Source organism: Endobacterium panacihumi (assembly GCF_050847465.1).
GTDB classification, from domain to species: domain Bacteria; phylum Pseudomonadota; class Alphaproteobacteria; order Rhizobiales; family Rhizobiaceae; genus Neorhizobium; species Neorhizobium panacihumi.
This window is the reverse complement of sequence record NZ_JBOZRA010000001.1, coordinates 1893323-1911453: the sequence shown is the minus strand read 5'-3', so window position 1 is coordinate 1911453 and position 18131 is coordinate 1893323. Positions and strand designations below refer to the sequence as shown.

General features: G+C 60.4%; 18 protein-coding genes and 2 tRNA genes. 4 read left to right on the top strand and 16 right to left on the bottom strand.

Annotated features, from left to right (window positions below; all coding sequences use genetic code 11):
• Positions 1-60 precede the first annotated feature (60 nt).
• The gene (locus ACRQ1B_RS09565) at positions 61-900 is read left to right on the top strand and encodes a DUF6030 family protein (RefSeq protein WP_432293344.1); all 840 of its coding nucleotides are present in this window, start codon (positions 61-63) and stop codon (positions 898-900) included.
• A gap of 79 nt (positions 901-979) precedes the next feature.
• On the opposite strand, the gene ACRQ1B_RS09560 is transcribed toward ACRQ1B_RS09565, so the two are convergent.
• From ACRQ1B_RS09560 to ACRQ1B_RS09505, 12 genes are all read right to left on the bottom strand, one after another.
• Positions 980-1204, bottom strand: a complete 225-nt coding sequence (locus tag ACRQ1B_RS09560; protein ID WP_432293343.1) for a hypothetical protein — start codon at positions 1202-1204, stop codon at positions 980-982.
• A 163-nt stretch (positions 1205-1367) separates the two neighbouring features.
• Positions 1368-1443: transfer RNA gene (locus tag ACRQ1B_RS09555), tRNA-Phe, on the bottom strand.
• Between the two features lie 192 nt (positions 1444-1635).
• Complete coding sequence (gene yacG / locus ACRQ1B_RS09550) at positions 1636-1845, bottom strand: DNA gyrase inhibitor YacG (protein ID WP_432293342.1); 210 nt, start codon at positions 1843-1845, stop codon at positions 1636-1638.
• A gap of 95 nt (positions 1846-1940) precedes the next feature.
• Positions 1941-2561 (bottom strand): Maf-like protein, encoded by a 621-nt coding sequence (locus ACRQ1B_RS09545; RefSeq protein WP_432293341.1) that lies wholly within the window; start codon positions 2559-2561, stop codon positions 1941-1943.
• Positions 2562-2570: 9 nt separating this feature from the next.
• Complete coding sequence (infA, locus tag ACRQ1B_RS09540) at positions 2571-2789, bottom strand: translation initiation factor IF-1 (protein ID WP_004435948.1); 219 nt, start codon at positions 2787-2789, stop codon at positions 2571-2573.
• A 156-nt stretch (positions 2790-2945) separates the two neighbouring features.
• On the bottom strand, positions 2946-3434 hold the full coding sequence (locus tag ACRQ1B_RS09535) for an arsenate-mycothiol transferase ArsC (protein WP_432293340.1): 489 nt from the start codon (positions 3432-3434) through the stop codon (positions 2946-2948).
• 5 nt (positions 3435-3439) lie between these two features.
• The gene (locus ACRQ1B_RS09530) at positions 3440-3913 is read right to left on the bottom strand and encodes a UPF0262 family protein (protein ID WP_432293339.1); all 474 of its coding nucleotides are present in this window, start codon (positions 3911-3913) and stop codon (positions 3440-3442) included.
• Between the two features lie 3 nt (positions 3914-3916).
• A complete protein-coding gene (gene hisD / locus ACRQ1B_RS09525) occupies positions 3917-5215 on the bottom strand; it encodes a histidinol dehydrogenase (RefSeq protein ID WP_432293338.1) in 1299 nt (432 codons plus the stop codon).
• Positions 5216-5263: 48 nt separating this feature from the next.
• The gene (locus tag ACRQ1B_RS09520; protein ID WP_432293337.1) at positions 5264-5695 is read right to left on the bottom strand and encodes a DUF2948 family protein; all 432 of its coding nucleotides are present in this window, start codon (positions 5693-5695) and stop codon (positions 5264-5266) included.
• Between the two features lie 154 nt (positions 5696-5849).
• Positions 5850-6704 (bottom strand): oxidoreductase, encoded by an 855-nt coding sequence (locus ACRQ1B_RS09515; protein WP_432293336.1) that lies wholly within the window; start codon positions 6702-6704, stop codon positions 5850-5852.
• 169 nt (positions 6705-6873) lie between these two features.
• Positions 6874-8166, bottom strand: coding sequence for a UDP-N-acetylglucosamine 1-carboxyvinyltransferase (gene murA / locus ACRQ1B_RS09510; protein WP_432293335.1), 1293 nt, complete (start codon positions 8164-8166; stop codon positions 6874-6876).
• Positions 8167-8300: 134 nt separating this feature from the next.
• Positions 8301-8525 carry a hypothetical protein gene (locus ACRQ1B_RS09505; protein ID WP_432293854.1) on the bottom strand — a complete coding sequence of 75 codons (225 nt, stop codon included), beginning with the start codon at positions 8523-8525 and terminating at the stop codon, positions 8301-8303.
• A 154-nt stretch (positions 8526-8679) separates the two neighbouring features.
• Between ACRQ1B_RS09505 and ACRQ1B_RS09500 the strand changes: the two genes are divergently transcribed.
• Positions 8680-8754 (top strand) — tRNA-Thr (locus tag ACRQ1B_RS09500).
• Positions 8755-9333: 579 nt separating this feature from the next.
• Positions 9334-9567 (top strand): hypothetical protein, encoded by a 234-nt coding sequence (locus ACRQ1B_RS09495; RefSeq protein ID WP_432293334.1) that lies wholly within the window; start codon positions 9334-9336, stop codon positions 9565-9567.
• A gap of 28 nt (positions 9568-9595) precedes the next feature.
• Here ACRQ1B_RS09495 and ACRQ1B_RS09490 read toward each other — a convergent pair whose 3' ends face one another.
• The 4 genes from ACRQ1B_RS09490 to mprF form a co-directional block, all read right to left on the bottom strand.
• A complete protein-coding gene (locus ACRQ1B_RS09490) occupies positions 9596-10822 on the bottom strand; it encodes a TIGR03862 family flavoprotein (protein ID WP_432293333.1) in 1227 nt (408 codons plus the stop codon).
• An 86-nt stretch (positions 10823-10908) separates the two neighbouring features.
• Positions 10909-11541, bottom strand: coding sequence for a TerC family protein (locus ACRQ1B_RS09485; RefSeq protein ID WP_432293332.1), 633 nt, complete (start codon positions 11539-11541; stop codon positions 10909-10911).
• Positions 11542-11732: 191 nt separating this feature from the next.
• Positions 11733-13106: a virulence factor family protein gene (locus tag ACRQ1B_RS09480; RefSeq protein ID WP_432293331.1), complete on the bottom strand. Its 1374-nt coding sequence runs from the start codon at positions 13104-13106 to the stop codon at positions 11733-11735.
• Positions 13103-15655: a bifunctional lysylphosphatidylglycerol flippase/synthetase MprF gene (gene mprF / locus ACRQ1B_RS09475; RefSeq protein WP_432293853.1), complete on the bottom strand. Its 2553-nt coding sequence runs from the start codon at positions 15653-15655 to the stop codon at positions 13103-13105. The genes ACRQ1B_RS09480 and mprF overlap by 4 nt, the downstream gene beginning before the upstream one ends.
• Before the next feature lie 812 nt (positions 15656-16467).
• Here mprF and ACRQ1B_RS09470 point away from each other — a divergent pair.
• A complete protein-coding gene (locus ACRQ1B_RS09470) occupies positions 16468-18087 on the top strand; it encodes a globin-coupled sensor protein (protein ID WP_432293330.1) in 1620 nt (539 codons plus the stop codon).
• Positions 18088-18131: the final 44 nt, after the last annotated feature.

Sequence of the window (18131 nt, the reverse complement as noted above, 5' to 3'; positions counted from 1 at the left end):
ATCTGGCGTTTTCTTGGGGCAATTACCTCGCCGGTCACGATCGCCAGGATGTAATCCGCCATGGGGCAGAATCACGATAAGACGGATGCAAGGCAGGCAAGGCCGCCCATGGGCAGTGATGCCGAACGGTATCCGGAGCGCCGTCCCGCGCGGCGTATCGTGATGATCCTGTTTGTCACTATTGCCATTTGCGGGGTCATGGTGCCGGTCCTGCTTGCCAACAATGGACGCAATCTCGAACTCGTTGGCGATCGCCTTGGTCTGCCTCTGTACGATTGGTGGCGGGGAAAGACGCAGCGGGTAGAATTGCCGCCTCAGCCGCAATCGGCTGCGCCGCCGGTGCCGGCCGAAATTGCCAAGCCGCAGCAGAAAACAATTCCCATTCCGGCTATCAGCACACCACCATCTCGGCTGGTTCCACCTGCCGAGTCCTGGCAGCCGGAAGCGGGTTGCAACGCTGTCGAGCCGGGTGCGACGGGTGAAAAGCCGGTATTTCTGACCGCGCCTGATGGCCGCTCTGAATGCACTGTCCTGATTGCGCTCAGCGACGCAGACAAGGCGAGTTCGCTGTTCTTGCAGGTGAGGGCGACCGGCAACGGCCTTTCCAGCCTGCGCATGAAACTCAATTTTGGTGAGGATGGTGCAGCCGGCGCGCTACCGCAAAAGGCAGCCGATCTGGCAGTGCGCATTCTGGCGCCGATCAGCGACGACGATCGCGCCTATCTGCAGGGCAAGATGATAGAGCGGCAGGCATTTCGCACCGAGATCGGCGATTATCGCATGACATTCCGGGCTGAAGGCAATGACACGGCGCGTTTCAATTTCATCGCCGTTTCGAAGGTCAAGGAACCGGCCGTGACGGCGGAAGAGGAAGGCGAGGCGCAGAGCGGCCGGCCTTGACGCGTCGGCTGCCGGTCGGACCAAAAACAAAACGTGGCCGCGCCATTCGAGGCGGCGGCCACGTCTTGAATGGTCGGCGTTAGCGGCAGACGCGTGTGGTGCGCACCACGGTGCGGCCATGGTGTTTGGTGCGGACCTTCTTCACAAAGCAATCCTTGCGATGATGGCGCGGACGGGCGTGATGTCCGCCACGGTGGTCAACGCGCTCCACTGTACGCACGGTCACGCTGGCGGCTTCGGAAGGGGCTGCAAAAGGCAGGATGGAAGACACCGCGATAGTGGCGGCGAGAAGAAGTTTTTTCATAAATGCCTCGGAGAGTGAAGGAGATGTAGCGGTGCCGACAACGCGCATCGCAGGTCGAGGTTCCACTCAAAAAAGCTGCCGGGAAAATATTTGGCAACGAGTGGAATGCACTGCTTCCGACCTTGCAGAGCAAAGTCATCATCTTTGAATACATGGGGAAAAATGGTGCCCGGAGGCGGATTTGAACCACCGACACGCGGATTTTCAATCCGCTGCTCTACCAACTGAGCTATCCGGGCATCTTGGCTTTTGTGCAAGCCTATCAGCCGTTTCCGACTGACCGGGGGTTGTTTTCCCCGGGAGCGAGCGGGGTTATAACATCTTGTTCGGCCATGGCAAGCGCCCCATTGCACTTTTTTGACATTGAAGCGATTTTATCAAAATCCGCCTGTGCGGAAACGATGAAAACGCCTGAATATCAGCCGCTTACATCAATTTTCGTCGAAGCCGTCCGCCTTCGCCTCGTCATCGGCGACCGGGATCGCATAGGACCCGTTCAGCCATTTCGACAGATCGAGATGGCGGCAACGGTCGGAACAGAAGGGATAATGGTCACGTACCGACGGCTTGCTGCAAACCGGGCATGGCATGGTCTTGCGCAACGGCTCCACCTTGCCGCCGGTCCTGATCGGATCAGACATCTCTTGTCCTTTCGATATTTTTCGGGCGTTTTCGCCTCAGAGCCGCATCATGAAAACCGGCCAACACGTGACCGGCCATCGCGGCAAACAGGCTATCAGCCCTCGGCCCAGCCGGCCGTCACGTCAAAACCTTCGCCGGACAGGAGCCCGAGCGTTTCGAACAGCGGCAAGCCGACAACGTTGGTATAGGAGCCCACCAGCTTCTGCACAAAACCGCCGGCAATACCCTGGATGGCATAAGCTCCGGCCTTGCCGCGCCACTGGTCGGAGGCGAGGTAATGGTCGATCTCGAGGCCGGACAGGCGCTTGAAGCGCACCTTTGTCTCGACAACGCGGATACGGGCCTGACCGCCGGGGGTAACGAGGCAGATGCCGGTATAGACCTTGTGGCCACGACCGGACAGGAGATGCAGCGCTGAGGAGGCTTCATCCGAATATTCCGTCTTCGACAGAATACGCCGCCCGACGGCGACCACCGTATCGGCAGACAGGATGTAGCTATGGCGCCATTCGAGATCGCCCTTCAGCACGGCCAGTGCTGCCTCGGCCTTTTCCGTCGCGAGACGGCGGGCGAGCGAGCGCGGATGCTCGGACTTTTTCGGGGTTTCGTCGATATCCATCGGCATCAACCGAGCCGGCTTGATGCCGGCCTGGTTGAGCAGGTCGAGTCTGCGCGGAGACCCGGAGGCCAGGATGAGTTTCTGTTCCTGCGCCATGGAAACCGTTTACTTGAAGCGGTAGGTGATCCGACCCTTGGTCAGATCGTACGGGGTCATTTCCACCAGAACCTTGTCGCCGGCGAGAACGCGGATACGGTTCTTGCGCATGCGGCCGGCGGTGTGGGCGATGATCTCGTGTTCGTTTTCCAGCTTCACGCGGAATGTCGCGTTCGGCAACAGTTCCGTCACGACGCCCGGGAATTCGAGAACTTCTTCTTTAGCCATCTAGAGCTTGTCTTCCTGTTTTCTTGAATGCGGAATAGGCCGCCGGACCGGCAGCCTTGAGAATTTGCGCGGAAACTACACAATCAGCGCGGCTTTGTGAACATTGATTCTCGGTCTTGTTCGCAAGGGCCGAAATCACTGCTTTTACGACACCCGTCACGGCGTTTGGGCACGGCGGCGTAGGCGACGCGCCAGACGTTCGTCGATCAGCGCCCAGAGACGGTCACGCACACCACGATAGGCTTCAAGCCGCTGCTCACGCGACCCGGTTTCGACAGTCGGATCGGGTGTCGGCCAATAGATCACCTCGACCGCGTTCGACCGCGTCAGTTCCAGCGCCGCGTGATGCGCTTCCGGCGCGAGCGTGATGATCAGGTCGAAAAAGTCGTCTTCCAGATCTTCCATCGTGCGCGGCACATGGCGCTTTTTCGGCTCAAGCCCGAGTTCTTCCAGCACGACACCCACGAAAGGATCGGCCTCTCCGGCGCGAACACCACCCGACTGGATGTAGATATCGGGCGGAAGGAGATGTTTTGCAATGACCTCGGCCATCGGCGAACGGATGGCGTTCATGCCGCAGACGAACAGAATGGCGTTCGGGCGCTCGATATGGGTTTCGAAGGGCGGTTGATCCACGGCTTCCATGCCGGTCATCCCCGCCAATGCAGCACGCTGACCAGCGTGAACAGTCGGCGCGCGGTGTCGAAATCCACCTCGATCTTGCCCTTCAGCCTTTCCTGCAGGGTTTCCGAGCCTTCGTTATGAACACCGCGGCGGCCCATGTCGATCGCCTCGATCTGGCTTGGCGTCGAGGAGCGGATCGCCTCGTAATAACTTTCGCAGATCAGGAAATAGTCCTTGATGATGCGGCGAAACGGCGTCAGCGACAGGATATGGGTGGCGACCTCGCCGCCCTCTTCCGTGGTGATGGCAAAAACAAGGCGCGGACCTGCCACCGAAATGCTCAACCGGTAAGGCCCGCCCTCATGGCCGATCGGGCAAAAACTGTTTTCTTCGACCAGATCGAAGATGGCGACGGCGCGTTCATGTTCGACATCCGGCGTCGACCGGCCGACGCTGTCGTCGAGCACGATGTCGCAGAGCCGGAAGTCGCCAGCCGCCATGGCTCAACTCTCCTGGTTGAGCCGGATGGCGACGGAACGGGCATGGGCATCCAGCCCCTCGGAATGAGCAAGGGTGATCGCCGCAGGCCCAAGCGCGCGCAACTGGTCCGGGCCGAGCCGCAGGATCGAGGTGCGCTTGACGAAATCGAGCACGCCGAGGCCGGACGAGAACCGGGCGGAACGGGCCGTCGGCAGAACGTGATTGGAGCCACCAACATAATCGCCGATCACTTCCGGCGTATGGCGACCGACAAAGATGGCGCCGGCATTGGTGATCTTGTCCATCAGCGCGTCGGGATCGGCCACCGCCAGTTCCAGATGTTCGGCGGCAATGCGGTTGGCGAGCGGGATCGAATCCTTGAGATCATCGACCAGGATGATCGCGCCAAAATCGCGCCAGCTGGCGCTAGCGGTTTCCGATCGCGACAGGGTTTTCAGCTGGCGTTCGACGGCGGCTTCAACCGCGCGGCCGAATTCCGCATTGTCGGTGATGACGATCGACTGGGCGCCGGCATCGTGTTCGGCCTGCGCCAGAAGATCGGCGGCGATCCAGTCGGGGTCATTTTCGGCATCGGCAATCACCAGCACTTCCGAAGGCCCGGCGATCATGTCGATGCCGACCGTACCGAACACCTGACGTTTGGCGGCGGCGACATAGGCATTACCGGGGCCGACGATCTTTGCGACCGGCGCAATCGTTTCCGTGCCATAGGCAAGGGCTGCGACGGCCTGCGCGCCGCCGATGCGGTAGATTTCTGTCACACCGGCAATGCGGGCAGCGGCCAGAACGGCGGGGTTGATGGCGCCGCCACCGGCGGGCACGACCATGACCATACGCGGCACGCCGGCAACGCGCGCCGGCACGGCATTCATCAGAACCGAACTCGGGTAACTTGCCGTGCCACCCGGCACGTAAAGGCCGACCGCCTCGATGGCCGTCCAGCGCGAACCGAGGCCGACGCCGATCGCGTCCTCATAGATATCGTCCTTGGGCATCTGGCGGGCGTGGTGTTTTTCGATGCGTTCCGCCGCAAGCTTCAGCGCATCGATAACTTTTGGATTGGTTGCAGCGACTGCAGCATCGATCTCGGCCTCCGTGACCTGAAGGCCAACCGTGTTGAGATCAACCTTCTCGAAACGCAGCGTATAATCGGCCAGCGCCGCGTCGCCACGTGTCTGCACATCCTTGATGATATCGTGGACCACGGCGTTGACGTCTGCCGACACTTCCCGCTTGGTCGTCAGAAAAGCCCTGAATTGCGCCTCGAAATCGGCCGCCTGCTGTTCAAGCCAGATCGCCACTCGTCATCCCCTTACACATTCAATTCAGTCTGCCGTTCGCTGCCCTGTTCAGGCGTGGTCCGGCCTGTTCGTCGTTTCCCAAGCGCCGCCGGTATCGGCCAGCTGTGCCTCGATGCATTCGACATCAAGGCTGATGGCGGCATTACCCGCCAACGTCAGTTCGATCGTGCCGTCCGGGCCATCGCCCTTCTGTTCGAAGCGGACGGCCAGCAGTGCATGCACCACCTCGTCATTGCCACGACTGACACCCAGCGAGCGCACGGCCTGCACGCGCTTGAATACCAGCAACGCACGGCGGCGTTCATGCCCCTTGGCGCGGCGGTCACTCTTTTCCCAGACGAAGCGGTTGACCGCCACGGAGAACTGCTGGTGCCTGGCATCCCAGACGATATCCGGCGCCTTGAACACACTATCCTGCATATGTGCCGAGACGATATCGAGATCGTCCTTGTCCATGGCCAAAAGCCTGAGATCGCTCATTGCAGGTTTCCATCCTTGGCGCCCGTCTCTTTACCAGAGGGGCGCGTCTTCACATGGTTCTGGAAATAGGATGGCACGAGATGAGAAGCAACAGCAATGCGCCGAAGGTTTTGGGCTCAAGCGCATTGCCGCAGGGGTTTGACGCTGTGAGCGGTCAATATTCGCCATAGGGCGGAAAATCGGCACCGAGGCTTGCTTCTTTCAGACTTTCCACCTGCGCCAGCCGCTCCCTCAGTTTGCCGGTGATGCCGTCATAGGCGAGCTTGCCCAGAACGAGGTGCCGCGGCGGGTTTTCGCTTTCGACCACGGCGATCATCGCCTCGCCGGCCCGCACCGGATCTCCCGGCTGCTGGCCGCTGATATTGGCGGTGCCCTTGATACGCGCGCCGGCAGTTGCCTCGTATTCGGCGATCTTCACCTGCGTCTGTTTCAAGGAACGGCCGGCCCAATCCGTGCGGAACGGCCCGGGAGCGACGCAGGTGACATGGATGCCCAGCGGCGCACCTTCGGCCGCCAGCGCATCGGAAAAGCCTTCGACGGCATGTTTGCTGGCCGCGTAATAACCCGAGCCCGGAAAGCCGATGAACCCCGCCTGCGAGGTGATGTTGAGCACATGCCCCTTGCGGCGCGCCCTCATGCCCGGCAGCACGGCCCGCGTCATGGCAAACAAGCCAAACACATTGGCATCGAACATGGCGCGGATTTCGGCGTCATCGCCCTCCTCGATCGAGGCTTGATAACCGTAACCAGCATTGTTGACTAGAACGTCGATCCGCCCGAACCGATCTTCGGCCGCCTTCACCGCCGCATCGATCTGCCCCTGATCGGTGACGTCGAGATCGAGTGCCAGGACATTGTCCTTGCCATTCGCCAGATCGCCGAGCCGCGCCTTGTCGCGGGCGGTGACGACGGTCGGCCAGTTGCGGGCAATGGTGAGTTTTGCCAGTTCGTGACCGAAACCGGTCGAGCAGCCGGTGATGAACCAGACGGGGTGAGTAAGCACTGTCATGAAAAACTCCGTGTGAAACCAATGGCAATGGCCAATGTCGACAGCAGAACACTGCCGGCACGATGGAGAGGTCGTTCGATGGGAACACGGCAAAAGATAGGGTCAACGAAAACGGGCGGCAAGGAAAACCCTGCCGCCCGTTTCAAAATGTCCCGGATGCGGGAGAAACTTATTCGCTGACGCGCTCCACCACCGCGCCGCAGCGGGTCAGCTTTTCTTCCAGACGCTCGAAACCGCGATCGAGATGGTAGACGCGGTTGACCATGGTTTCGCCTTCGGCGGCGAGACCGGCAATGACCAGCGATACGGAAGCACGCAGGTCGGTCGCCATGACCGGTGCGCCCTTGAGCTTCGAAACGCCTTCGATGCGCGCCATCTGGCCCGACAGGGAAATCTTGGCGCCGAGACGCGCCAGTTCCTGCACATGCATGAAGCGGTTTTCAAAGATGGTTTCGGTGATGTGCGACACACCCGAGGAGCGCGTCATCAGCGCCATGAACTGCGCCTGCAGGTCGGTCGGGAAGCCCGGAAAAGGTTCGGTGACGACATCGACCGGCTGGATACCGTTGCCGTTGCGCACGACGCGCAGGCCGGTTTCCGTCTCGGTGATCGTGGCGCCAGCCTGGCGCAGGGCATCCAGCGCGTTTTCGAGCAGCGCACCATTGGTGCCTTCGAGCGTGACGTCGCCGCCGGTCATGGCAACAGCCATGGCATAGGTGCCGGTTTCGATTCGGTCCGGCAGGACGCGGTGGCGGGCGCCGTGCAGCGACGACACGCCTTCGATGGTGATGGTTTTTGTGCCGGCACCTTCGATCCTGGCGCCCATGGCGGTGAGGCAGGCGGCAAGATCGACGACTTCAGGCTCGCGGGCGGCGTTTTCGATGACCGTCGTGCCCTTGGCAAGCGTGGCCGCCATCAGCATGACATGGGTGGCGCCGACCGAAACCTTCGGGAAGGTGTAATGGGCGCCGACGAGACCGCCCTTGGGCGCCGTGACTTCAACGTAACCGCCATCGATCTCGATGGTGGCGCCGAGCGCCTGCAGGCTTTCAAGGAACAGATCGACCGGACGCGTGCCGATGGCGCAACCGCCCGGCAGCGAAACGCGGGCCTTGCCTTCACGCGCAAGAAGCGGGCCGATGACCCAGAACGAGGCGCGCATCTTCGAGACCAGCTCGTAAGGAGCAACAGTATCGACGATGGTGCGGCAGGTGAACTGGATGGTGCGGGCATAGGTTTCGGCCTGGCCTTCGCGGCGACCGTTGACGGAAAGATCGACGCCGTGATTGCCGAGAATGCGCATGAGCTGCTCGACATCGGCCAGATGCGGCACGTTTTCGAGCGTCAGCGTATCGCTGGTCAAAAGCGATGCGATCATCAGCGGCAGGGCCGCATTCTTGGCGCCCGAAATCGGAATGATGCCGTTCAGCTGATTGCCGCCGATAACTCTGATGCGATCCATCTTTTATAACGGGCCGGGCCCGCCTTTCTTTTTAATGCGCGAAAGCGGGCGTCTTAGACGATATCCCGCACGGCTTCAATTCAGTTGCAAAAAAACGCCCGGAGAACCCGGATGGATGAGAATGGCGGACACAATCACGATGATTCGTCCGTTTTTGCGGCAGGCAGGCCGATCGTGGCATCTTCTTCGCCGGCGCGGCGCGCACGCGCCTGCTGCTTACGACGCTGCAGATTTTCGCGCAGCTTTGCCGCAGCCCGAAGTTTGCGCTCGGCCTCGCTTTTTTCGCCCCGCTTCAGCTGAGGCTCCTGCGCCTCGCCAGCAAGGCTTTCGGCGTGGTTCTTCTCGTCGTTTTCGTTCATGAGATCGACATAGAACAAAAGCGAGAGAACCGGAAGCCACCCGAACTTTTCCACGCAAATGTCACGAAGTCGTTTTTTGGCGCTTGCGCTTCCTAAAAACCTATGGCAATAGGCCGCCATCCCAACGCGCAGGGCACACGAACCGGCGCCAGATGCTGCTATAGCTCAGGGGTAGAGCACTCCCTTGGTAAGGGAGAGGCCGAGAGTTCAAATCTCTCTAGCAGCACCATTTTCCTATCAGTCATTTCAATCGGTTGCTGTGCTTCCAGAGCCCTCCAATGCCGTTTGCTCCAGTACAATGCTACCATGGAGTGATGCACGACATGCCTGAACATTTCCGGCTGTTCGCCGTGGGCGAGGCTGAAGGCGGTGTTGACAATGAAGATGCTGGCGATCGCTGTCCCAGACGCCAAAGATAAGCTTGCCGGAAACAGACCTGAGTATCAGATTGATGGTGAAGCCCCCAGATTTCTAAGGGACTGCGGTCAATTTTTATGGAAATCCCGCCAATTTCCTAGCAGTGGCTTTGGTTGTGAGTATCGATGGTCAAAACATTTATTTAGGCCGAGTAAAACGTGGTGCGTGCGGAAAGGCTCGCATTCGTGATTTAACGGAAGAAATTATCTTTTTCGTATTTTAACAACCGACACGGCTTGGCAAATTCGGTCGTCACGTTGTCGCATTTGCCGGTCGTCAAGCTTCATCCGCTTGACACAAAGTCCTCTCGGGGCAAATCTCTATGAACCGCGGGCAGGGTGCCGGCTCATCCGTCGCTTGTCTGGACCTGCGGACAGGGAGGAGAAAGCGTATGGCCTGGCAGATCGTGCTGAAGGACGGTTCCCGTCACGAAGTTTCCGGCGACATCCATTTCGATACCGTGCGCGGCACCAAGCGCATTTGCCCAAGCCCGATAGCCGGCAACAACGATATACTCGTGCGTGCCGTCGAACAGCATGACGTCGTGCTGGAATCGCCCCATGGCCACCATTACAAGGCCGCCGTCGAAATGGTCGAAGGCAAATGGCGGGTGGTCGGTCTGTAAGGCCTGACCCCGAACCCGGTCGGACGGATCACCGCGCCAGCCAGGCCTCAATGCCGCGTGCGGCGGCCTGGCCGGTGGCAAAGCATGCCGTCAGCAGGTATCCGCCGGTTGGTGCTTCCCAATCCAGCATCTCGCCGGCCACGAACAGGCCGGGCAGGGCGTGCAGCATGAACTGCTCATCGACGGCGTCGCGACGAATGCCGCCGGCAGATGAGATTGCTTCAGCGATCGGGCGTGGTGCCACGAGCGGGATCGGCAGCGCCTTGACCCGTACCGCCAGTTTTGCGCTGTCGCTCATCAGGTCCGGGGAAGACAGTTCGCGCAGCAGCGCCGTCTTGACGCCATCAAGCCCGGCGCCCTTGCGAAGCCGGTTGGAAAAGCTTGCCTTGCGATCCTGTCGTTCCAGATCACGCACAAGCCGTTCATGGCTGCGGCCGGGCATGAGGTCGAGCACCAGTGCGGCTTGGCCGTTCTTGGCCAGCCGGTCCCTCAATGCGCTCGCATGGGCGTAGACGAGACTTCCCTCGATGCCGTGGCGGGAAATGACGAACTCACCGGGCAGGGCGTCGTCGTCGGAAACGGAAGCCGTCACCGACTTGACCGGCGCGCCGGCATTGCGCTCGCAAAAATGTTTGCTCCAGGTGACGTCGAAACCGCAATTGGCGGGCAAGAACTCGGCGATATCGACCCCGCGTTGCCGCAGCCATGGCAGCCATGCCGCATCGGAACCCAAACGTGGCCAGCTTGCGCCGCCAAGGGCGAGCAGGGTTGCGTCAACCGTCAAGGTTTTCATGCCGTCCGGCGTCTCGATCAAGAGTGCGTCGCCGTCAAAACCACGCCAGCGATGCCGCGTCAGGATTTCGGCCCCCTGTTCCCGCAATCGCGCCACCCAGGCGCGCAGCAGCGGCGAGGCTTTCATGGCGGTTGGAAAAACGCGACCTGACGAGCCGACAAAGGTCTCGGTGCCAAGTCCCGCCGCCCAGGCGCGCACATTATCGGGGCTGAAGGCATCAAGCGGGGCCCGCAGCCATTCGCTGGCGCCGCCAAAGCGGCCGACGAAACGGGAAAACTCTTCGGAATGGGTGATGTTCAGGCCGGATTTGCCGGCCAGCAAAAACTTGCGCGCGACGGTCGGCATCGCTTCGTAGACCGTCACCGAATGGCCACGGCGCGACAGAATTTCGGCGGCCATCAGGCCTGCGGGGCCACCGCCGATAATGGCTATCTTCCTGCGCGTATCCGAAACAGCCGTCATGACGGCTGTCTGCTGGTGCGGAAGGCGGCGTTCATGTTGTCCAAGGTTCTGGCCACGCCCGCCTTCCTTCCGTTTGTTTTATGTGATCAGGCCATCCACTGCTGGATATAGGGCATCAGCTGGTGGCCACCTTCGTAAAGCATCTTTGCCGCCACGTAGACGATGACGGCAAGACCGACATAGGCGATCCAGCGGTGGCGATGCAACAGCCGGGCAACGAAGTTGGCAGCAAGGCCCATCAACGCGATGGAAATCACAAGGCCGATAATGAGGACGGTCGTGTGTTCCTGCGCAGCACCGGCCACGGCCAGAACGTTGTCCAGCGACATCGACACGTCGGCGATGACGATCTGCATGGCGGCCTGCAGGAAGGTTTTCTTCACGCGGGTTTCGCCGGCCGCTTCTTCGCTTTCCGCATGTTCGGCATTGTGTTCGGCCGAACGCAGCTCGGTCCACATTTTCCAGCAGACCCAGGCGAGCAGCAGGCCGCCGATGAACTGCAGGCCGATAATGCCGAGCAGCTGTGCGGTCACGGCGGCAAAGCCGATACGAAGAACGGTTGCGGCGATGATGCCGACAAGGATGGCCTTTTTACGCTGCTCGGCCGGGAGACCGGCGGCCGCAAGACCGATGACGATGGCATTGTCGCCGGCCAGAACGAGGTCGATCGCAATAACCTGCAAGAGAGCTGCAAATCCGGCAGCCGTAAAGATTTCCATTGTGTCTCGTACCCTCTTCTCTGGGCCGCCGGGGCCGCAAACAGTCAAGATCGCAAGGGCGCCGACCGAAAAGCCGGCCGCACCTAGACCAATGCGTTTTGTGTCGGTGTGGACTGTGAAACGCTACGATCACCGCTACATGACATTTCCGTGAGGATGGCAAGTGAAAACTTGCCGCGGAATGCCTGTCGTCAAGGCTTCGCGGGAAGGCGTGTCTTCAATGCGGCAACGATACGGTCGGCGAGACCCTTGTAATCCTCGTCGAAATGGTGCCCGCCCTCGATGGCAACGGTTTCAACGCCGGTGGCCGAAAGCGTCGGGCAGGGATCTTCGTCGTCATCGGTGCCATAGATGCATTGCACGATCTTAGGGTCGATCTTCTTTACATCCTCGACCGTATCACCGCCCTTGCCGTCGCCGGCAACACCCAGCCAACCTGTCACGGAAATCTCGTAATCCACCTGTCGCGTCAAGGCCAGCAGAGACAGCTGGACCACATGCGATTTTGGTTCGGCTTCCAGAAGATTGTAGGTGGCAGGCAACACATCAGCGCCGAAGGAATACCCGATCAGCAGAACATGCTTGACGTTCCATTCGCGGCGGTAGTTGCGAATGATGCGATCGAGATCGTCTGCCACCTGCTGTGGCTTCAGTTCGGTCCAGAAATAACGCAGCGCATCCAGGCCGACCACGGGAATGCCTTCCGCCTGCAGCGTCGCGCCGATCTCGCTGTCGATATCGCGCCAGCCGCCATCACCGGAATAGATAATAGCCATCGTATCGAGCTTCGGCTTGGCATCGAGGATCGTCAGCGGCAGGCCGAGTGGTTGGTCGGTACTGGCGGCTGCGTCGATGTGGTCGGACAACGTCGCTGACAGGATCTCCTCGGCCGACCGGTCGTTGTCAATGAGATCGATATCGCTCCAGGTCTTTTCCAGGTCCTGGGTATGTGCCTTGCCGGCGGCATCGGCCTGCGGCGAAAAGACAACGGTCACCGGTGCCGGCAGTGGTCCTTCAGTCAGCCCATAAACGATGCCGCCATCGACCGGTTTCTTGGTGGCAGGCGTGCACAGTTCGCGACTGAGGGGAACGCTTGCGACGGGATCGATGACGATCGCCTCATCAATCGTGGCGGGCGGACTTTGTGCGACCATGGCAAGCACCAGACCGCCGCCGGCACCGATGCCGGCAAGCATCGGCCGATGGTAGGTGCTATTGCCCAGCGAGCGCTGCACCTGCTGGGCCAGCGACTCGATGTCGGAGATTGTGTAGATGCAGTCCTGCGGGTCCTTGGCGAGCGATGCGATATAGGCCGGAAAATCGATGCCGATGACGATCGCGCCTTTTTCCGTCAGCGCCTTCGCCTGCTTTTCTTCCACTTCACCCCAGCCTTTCGCGTCAGAAACAAGAAAGACGTTGGCGGTAACGTCGCCGCTCGGCTGAAAGATATGCGGGGAGGGGATGAGGCCGCTGTCATAGCTCGCCGGTGCCTGTTGCGCGAAAGCCGGCAGCGAAACACCGGCAGCAAGAGCGGCGGACAATACGCGGATAACAAAACGGTTCATTTGCCGACCACTCCTCGAACGCCTCCACTGATGAGGAGGGTAACATCCATCAGCGCCAGCACTGCGCCGGTTCCGCCGGAAACCGCAAGATAACGCGGCTGCCACAAAGGATGAAACTTTGATTTGAAGGCGCGCAGGCCCTTGAAATTGTAGAACCGCTCGCCGTGTTCGAACATCGTGCCGCCGATCCGGTCCCAGACCGGCGCGATCTCGCGTTTCGACATGCCGGAAAGCGGCGCCATGCCCAGATTGAACAGCTGATAACCTTCGCCCTTCAGGTATTCGAGCAGGCTGACGAACAGGAAATCCATCGATCCGCGCGGTGCATCCGGCGCAAAACGCATGATGTCGACCGTGCCTTCATATTTTGTCTCCGTCACGAAGATCGTGGCGAAGGCAACGACATGGCCCGCCTTGCGCAGCAAGGCCACGGGCTGCGAGGTGACGTAATCATCATCGAAGGCGCCGAGAGAGAAGGTTTTTTCGCGCGTGTTGTGTTCTGAAAGCCACGCGTCGGAAACGGCCCTGAGTTCGCCGAGAATGCCGGCCACATCCGGTGGCGCCACGATCGAGAACTCCAGCCCCTCACGAGCCCCCTTGCTGAGCGCCTGTCTGAGACCCGCCAGCTTGCCGCCCTTCAGTTCGAATGTCGGCAGGGTGACGGAAGCCATTTCCCCGAGCTTGAAGGCACGCAGGCCCGCATCGGCGCAATAGGAAAGCAGGGATGGCGAAACCTGATACAGCACGGCCCGGCCACCGGCGGCGCGCGCGGTCTCGACAAAACGCCAGATCAGGTCGGCCGTGTCCTCATCCGCGCCGATCGGATCACCAAGCGCGATCCAGGAGCGGCCCTGAATGCCGTACATGATGAAGGCCTTGCCGCTGTCGGAAAACATCACCCGCTTGTCGCCCATGCGCACCAGATTGGCATCGGCGATATTCTGGGTGGCCGCAATGGCGATTGCTCGCTCCAGATCCTCCGGCAAAAGCTTTTCAGGCCGGCTGAAGGCGGGGCGCAAGAGGCTGAAGAAGGCAATCGTCGATGCTGCCACTGTGAGTGCCAGCAATGCCCGCAGGCTGCGCGGCGCTTCCTCGCTGAATTCGAACTGCCACCACAGATCGCGGCTGTAATCGACATCACGGTAAACGAAGAACAGGATGGTGACCGCACTGGCGATGATGACCAGCAAGGCGGCAAGCCATGCCGGGCTGAGGGCCTGCCCGAACAGGGACGCCGGGCGGTTGAAGCGTTTGACGTTGAGGATCAACGCGAAAATGAATATCGCAAGCACCGTGGCTTCGACGATGGCAATGCCTTTCAGGAAGGCAAAGATGAAGGCACCGCTGGCCGATGCGAGTGATACCCACCACGCGCCGTCCAGCCTCTGACCAAGTCCGCGCGAGGCAATCGCCAGAATAAGCCCGAGCAGGCTGGAGAACAGATGTGCGCCCTCAATGACGGGCAGCGGCAGAAACGCGGAGAGAAAATCAAGATTGGTATCGGGCGTTGGTGTCACGCTCGAAAAGATCAGCATGGCGCCGAGAATGAGACCATAGGCGGACAGTAGGTTCGGTGCCAGCCGTACCGCGAGGTTACCGATATCGTTGGCGACGGGATGCTGCATCGCCTCGCGCAGCTCCGCCCCGACGACGAGCAGCACGGCGATCACCAGCGGCAACACGTGGTAGATCATGCGGTAAAGAACGAGGCTGCCGAGCAGTGCGTCAATGCTGATCGCATTGCCGAGCGCACCCAGCATGACGGTCTCGAAAACACCCAGACCGGCCGGAACGTGACTGAGCACGCCCAGGCCCACAGCCGTGGCATAGATCGCAAAAAAGGTTGGCCAGCCGACATTGGTTTCCGGCAAAAGCATGTAGAGAACCGACGCGGAAGCCGCGATGTCGAGCGCCGTGATCAGGAACTGCCGTGACGAGGTCAGGGTGTCGGGCAGGCGCAGTTTCAGCTTGCCGATGGCAATCACGCGGCCGTTGCGGCCGAGGATCAAAAGGCCGACCAGGACGGCGATGACCGCAATCGCCATCAGTCGCAATATATCGGGATCCATGCCGGCCACGGCGGCCAGACGCGGTGCGGTGACCAGTGCCGACAGGGCGCTGACGGCAAGAAGGCCGATGCCGAAGGCAAGGGTGACGAAGGCGATGACGCGGGCGATCTCTTCCGGCGTGAGGCCGAGGCGGGAATAGGTGCGGAAACGGATGGCGCCGCCACTGAGTGCGCCGAAACCCGCCGTGTTGCCGATCGCATAGGCGCTGAAGGCCGTCATCGCCACTGGTGCCGTCGGCAGTTTGCGGCCGATATAGTCGAGCGCGTTGAGATCGTAACAGATCAGTGCCGCAAAGCTGACGCCGGTAAACAGGATCGCCAGCGCGATGGAGGTCCATGTCGTCTGCGACAGCGCGTCGAGCACTTCGTCGTAACGAACCTCATGGGTCAGGTTATAGGCCGCTACCGTCATCAGGCCGAAAACGGCAATCATGGCGATCGAGGTGAAATAGACCTTGAACCGGAGAAAAAGCGCCAGCAGCGGATGCTGTTCCGAGGCTACGGAGGCAGGTTGGTCGGTGGCGGGGGTATCTGAAGGTATCACGTGAGCACCTGAATGGAAGGCTGCGCTATTTACCGTCGTTACCCGGCGCCAAATAGAGCGCAAGCCCTCCGTGTCCAATCAGGCGAAATTTCGGCGGAAGAAGAGAACAGACAAGCCTCCGCATGGTTGCTTCATCTGCGTTGTTCCGCCGTAAACCGTCGCTGGTGCTGGAGATCAGAGAATTTTGCGCCGAACGAGGGCGCGTTTCTGATCCATTTTAAGGATTTGCAGCATCGCAACCAGAAACGTGATAGAAATAAACATTGCGCATGCTTGAAGAACAATCATTGCTCTCTCTCCGAAGGCGGTCATGGCCAAGGCATACTGTAGTATTGCACGTCAAGCTTGCTCGAAGCTGACCTTTTTTCACTTGGTAATTTTATCCGAGTATCTATCGGCGCAAGTTTACGCATAAAAGACCTCGCTGCTGCACGGTTCATTAACCTTCGGGCAAGGAATTAACCATACATATGAGAGCACACGGCGAAATGGCCGGACGTGTGTCCGACCGTCAGGCATGAGGCCGCCGACGTTGTGCCGGTTTCGATCCGGTATCCATCATGACATTGCGAAAAGCTGGAAGGCTGAAACGTAAAGCTGCCTCAGCACTGTGCTGGGCGCTCGGCTTCTACGGTTTTATCTTGCAGAAGGTTGGTCCGAAGCAGGGGGCTCGGGCAGGCCGGCAATGACGGAAAAGCGAGAATTTCATCCAGTTCCGGCCGCGCCGGGACACTTTCGGGGACTGTACTTTGGGGCAGGATACGCCAATGGATCAGGCGAGAAACGCACAGGCGGGCAGCCTGCGCGACCGCCTTGCCTTTGCGGGTCTCGATGCCCAGCAATGTGATCTGCTGCGCCGTTTCCGCCCCATGCTCGAAGAGCAGCTGCAGACGGGTCTGCGCGATCTTTTTCTCCGTTTTCAATCCTTCCCCGATGCCGCCCGCAATTTCGAGAATGAACGCCAGCTCGATCGTCTGCACGACCTGCAGGCCTCGCACTGGGCTGTGCTGACCGATGCCCGTTTCGATGCGCTCTACGCCGAGCGGGTGAAAGTTCTCTCCGATGCTGAAAGCCGCATGGGTCTCGATCCGCGCTGGCACGTCGCTGGCCATGCGGTCATGCTCGAACATCTGGTTGCGGCACTGGTCGAACAGATCGGCGCGAAGTCGCTTCTGCCGGGTGCCCGCCGTCGCGATCAGGAAATTTCCGACGCCATCGCCGCCGTCATCCGCCTCGTCATGGTCGATGTCGAGATCGCCGTTTCACTGCGTTTCAACGAATTGCGCCAGCGCCACCAGCGCGCCGCGAGTGATCAGCGCAAGGGCGATCAGGCACAGGCCATCGATACGTTCTTCGATTTCGCCTCCGCTCTCTCCGTGAAAGACCTGACCGCGCGTGTCGACGGCGACGTGCCGGACGTTTATTCGGAACTGGCCGGAATCCTCAATCAGGCCGCTGAGGCCATGCGCGCCGCCATCGAAACGGTCGGCAACAAGATGAGCCAGATCGATACGCTCGCGTTGGGCCTCATCACTGGCGCCCGCACCGTTGCCAATGAGACCGCGGAACACGCTCGCAATCTTGCCGACACCTCCGGCCAATTGCAGGAACTGACCATCCGTTTCCGCGATACCGCCAGCCGCACGGTTGCCGCCGAAAAGGCCGCGACCGAGACGCGCAAGTCGGTCGAGGAAAGCGGCGAGATCGTCGGCCGCGCCATCAATGCCATGACCGACATCGAAAACTCGGCGGAAAAGATCGGCGAGATCATCGGCGTCATCGACGAGATTGCCTTCCAGACCAATCTTCTGGCGCTCAATGCCGGCATCGAGGCAGCCCGTGCCGGTGATAGCGGCCGCGGTTTTGCCGTTGTCGCGCAAGAAGTCCGCGCTCTCGCCCAGCGTTCGGCCGATGCCGCCCGCGAGATCAAGACGCTGGTGACTGGCACCAAAAGCCAAGTCGGCGCCGGTGTAAATATGGTTCACCGCACGCAGGATGCCATTGCCGGCATCGTCCGTCAGGTTTCCGACATCAATGACAGCATTGCCGGCATTGCGACCGATAGCGGCGAACAGGTCCAGTGTCTCGCCCGTGTCGCCGGCGAAATCGGCGAGATCGGCAACCGCGTATCGGCAACATCCGATATAGCTGCGCGCTCCGGTGAAAATGCCGACGAACTCCATACCGTCATTCTCGAACTCGGCCAGACGGTGCGCGAATTCCGCATCGCCCGTCAGGCACATGAGAAGGCCCAGCGTCCGTCGCCGCGCATCCAGGTGCAGCAGGCAGCAGGCGAGGCCGACGACCAAGAATACCATAACCCGGTGCATCAACTGTTTTCGGCGCAACTCGCCGCTTTCAGGGGCTGATATGCCGAAAAGCAATTTTCTTTTTATGCCAACGACAAGGATCG

Excerpts from the sequence above, each read along its gene's own strand:
- ACRQ1B_RS09565 (WP_432293344.1), top strand. The coding sequence starts at position 61 with ATGGGGCAGAATCACGATAAGACGGATGCAAGGCAGGCAAGGCCGCCC.
- ACRQ1B_RS09560 (WP_432293343.1), bottom strand. The coding sequence starts at position 1,204 with ATGAAAAAACTTCTTCTCGCCGCCACTATCGCGGTGTCTTCCATCCTG.
- yacG (WP_432293342.1), bottom strand. The coding sequence starts at position 1,845 with ATGTCTGATCCGATCAGGACCGGCGGCAAGGTGGAGCCGTTGCGCAAG.
- ACRQ1B_RS09545 (WP_432293341.1), bottom strand. The coding sequence starts at position 2,561 with ATGGCGCAGGAACAGAAACTCATCCTGGCCTCCGGGTCTCCGCGCAGA.
- infA (WP_004435948.1), bottom strand. The coding sequence starts at position 2,789 with ATGGCTAAAGAAGAAGTTCTCGAATTCCCGGGCGTCGTGACGGAACTG.
- ACRQ1B_RS09535 (WP_432293340.1), bottom strand. The coding sequence starts at position 3,434 with ATGGAAGCCGTGGATCAACCGCCCTTCGAAACCCATATCGAGCGCCCG.
- ACRQ1B_RS09530 (WP_432293339.1), bottom strand. The coding sequence starts at position 3,913 with ATGGCGGCTGGCGACTTCCGGCTCTGCGACATCGTGCTCGACGACAGC.
- ACRQ1B_RS09520 (WP_432293337.1), bottom strand. The coding sequence starts at position 5,695 with ATGAGCGATCTCAGGCTTTTGGCCATGGACAAGGACGATCTCGATATC.
- ACRQ1B_RS09515 (WP_432293336.1), bottom strand. The coding sequence starts at position 6,704 with ATGACAGTGCTTACTCACCCCGTCTGGTTCATCACCGGCTGCTCGACC.
- murA (WP_432293335.1), bottom strand. The coding sequence starts at position 8,166 with ATGGATCGCATCAGAGTTATCGGCGGCAATCAGCTGAACGGCATCATT.
- ACRQ1B_RS09505 (WP_432293854.1), bottom strand. The coding sequence starts at position 8,525 with ATGAACGAAAACGACGAGAAGAACCACGCCGAAAGCCTTGCTGGCGAG.
- ACRQ1B_RS09495 (WP_432293334.1), top strand. The coding sequence starts at position 9,334 with ATGGCCTGGCAGATCGTGCTGAAGGACGGTTCCCGTCACGAAGTTTCC.
- ACRQ1B_RS09490 (WP_432293333.1), bottom strand. The coding sequence starts at position 10,822 with ATGACGGCTGTTTCGGATACGCGCAGGAAGATAGCCATTATCGGCGGT.
- ACRQ1B_RS09485 (WP_432293332.1), bottom strand. The coding sequence starts at position 11,541 with ATGGAAATCTTTACGGCTGCCGGATTTGCAGCTCTCTTGCAGGTTATT.
- ACRQ1B_RS09480 (WP_432293331.1), bottom strand. The coding sequence starts at position 13,106 with ATGAACCGTTTTGTTATCCGCGTATTGTCCGCCGCTCTTGCTGCCGGT.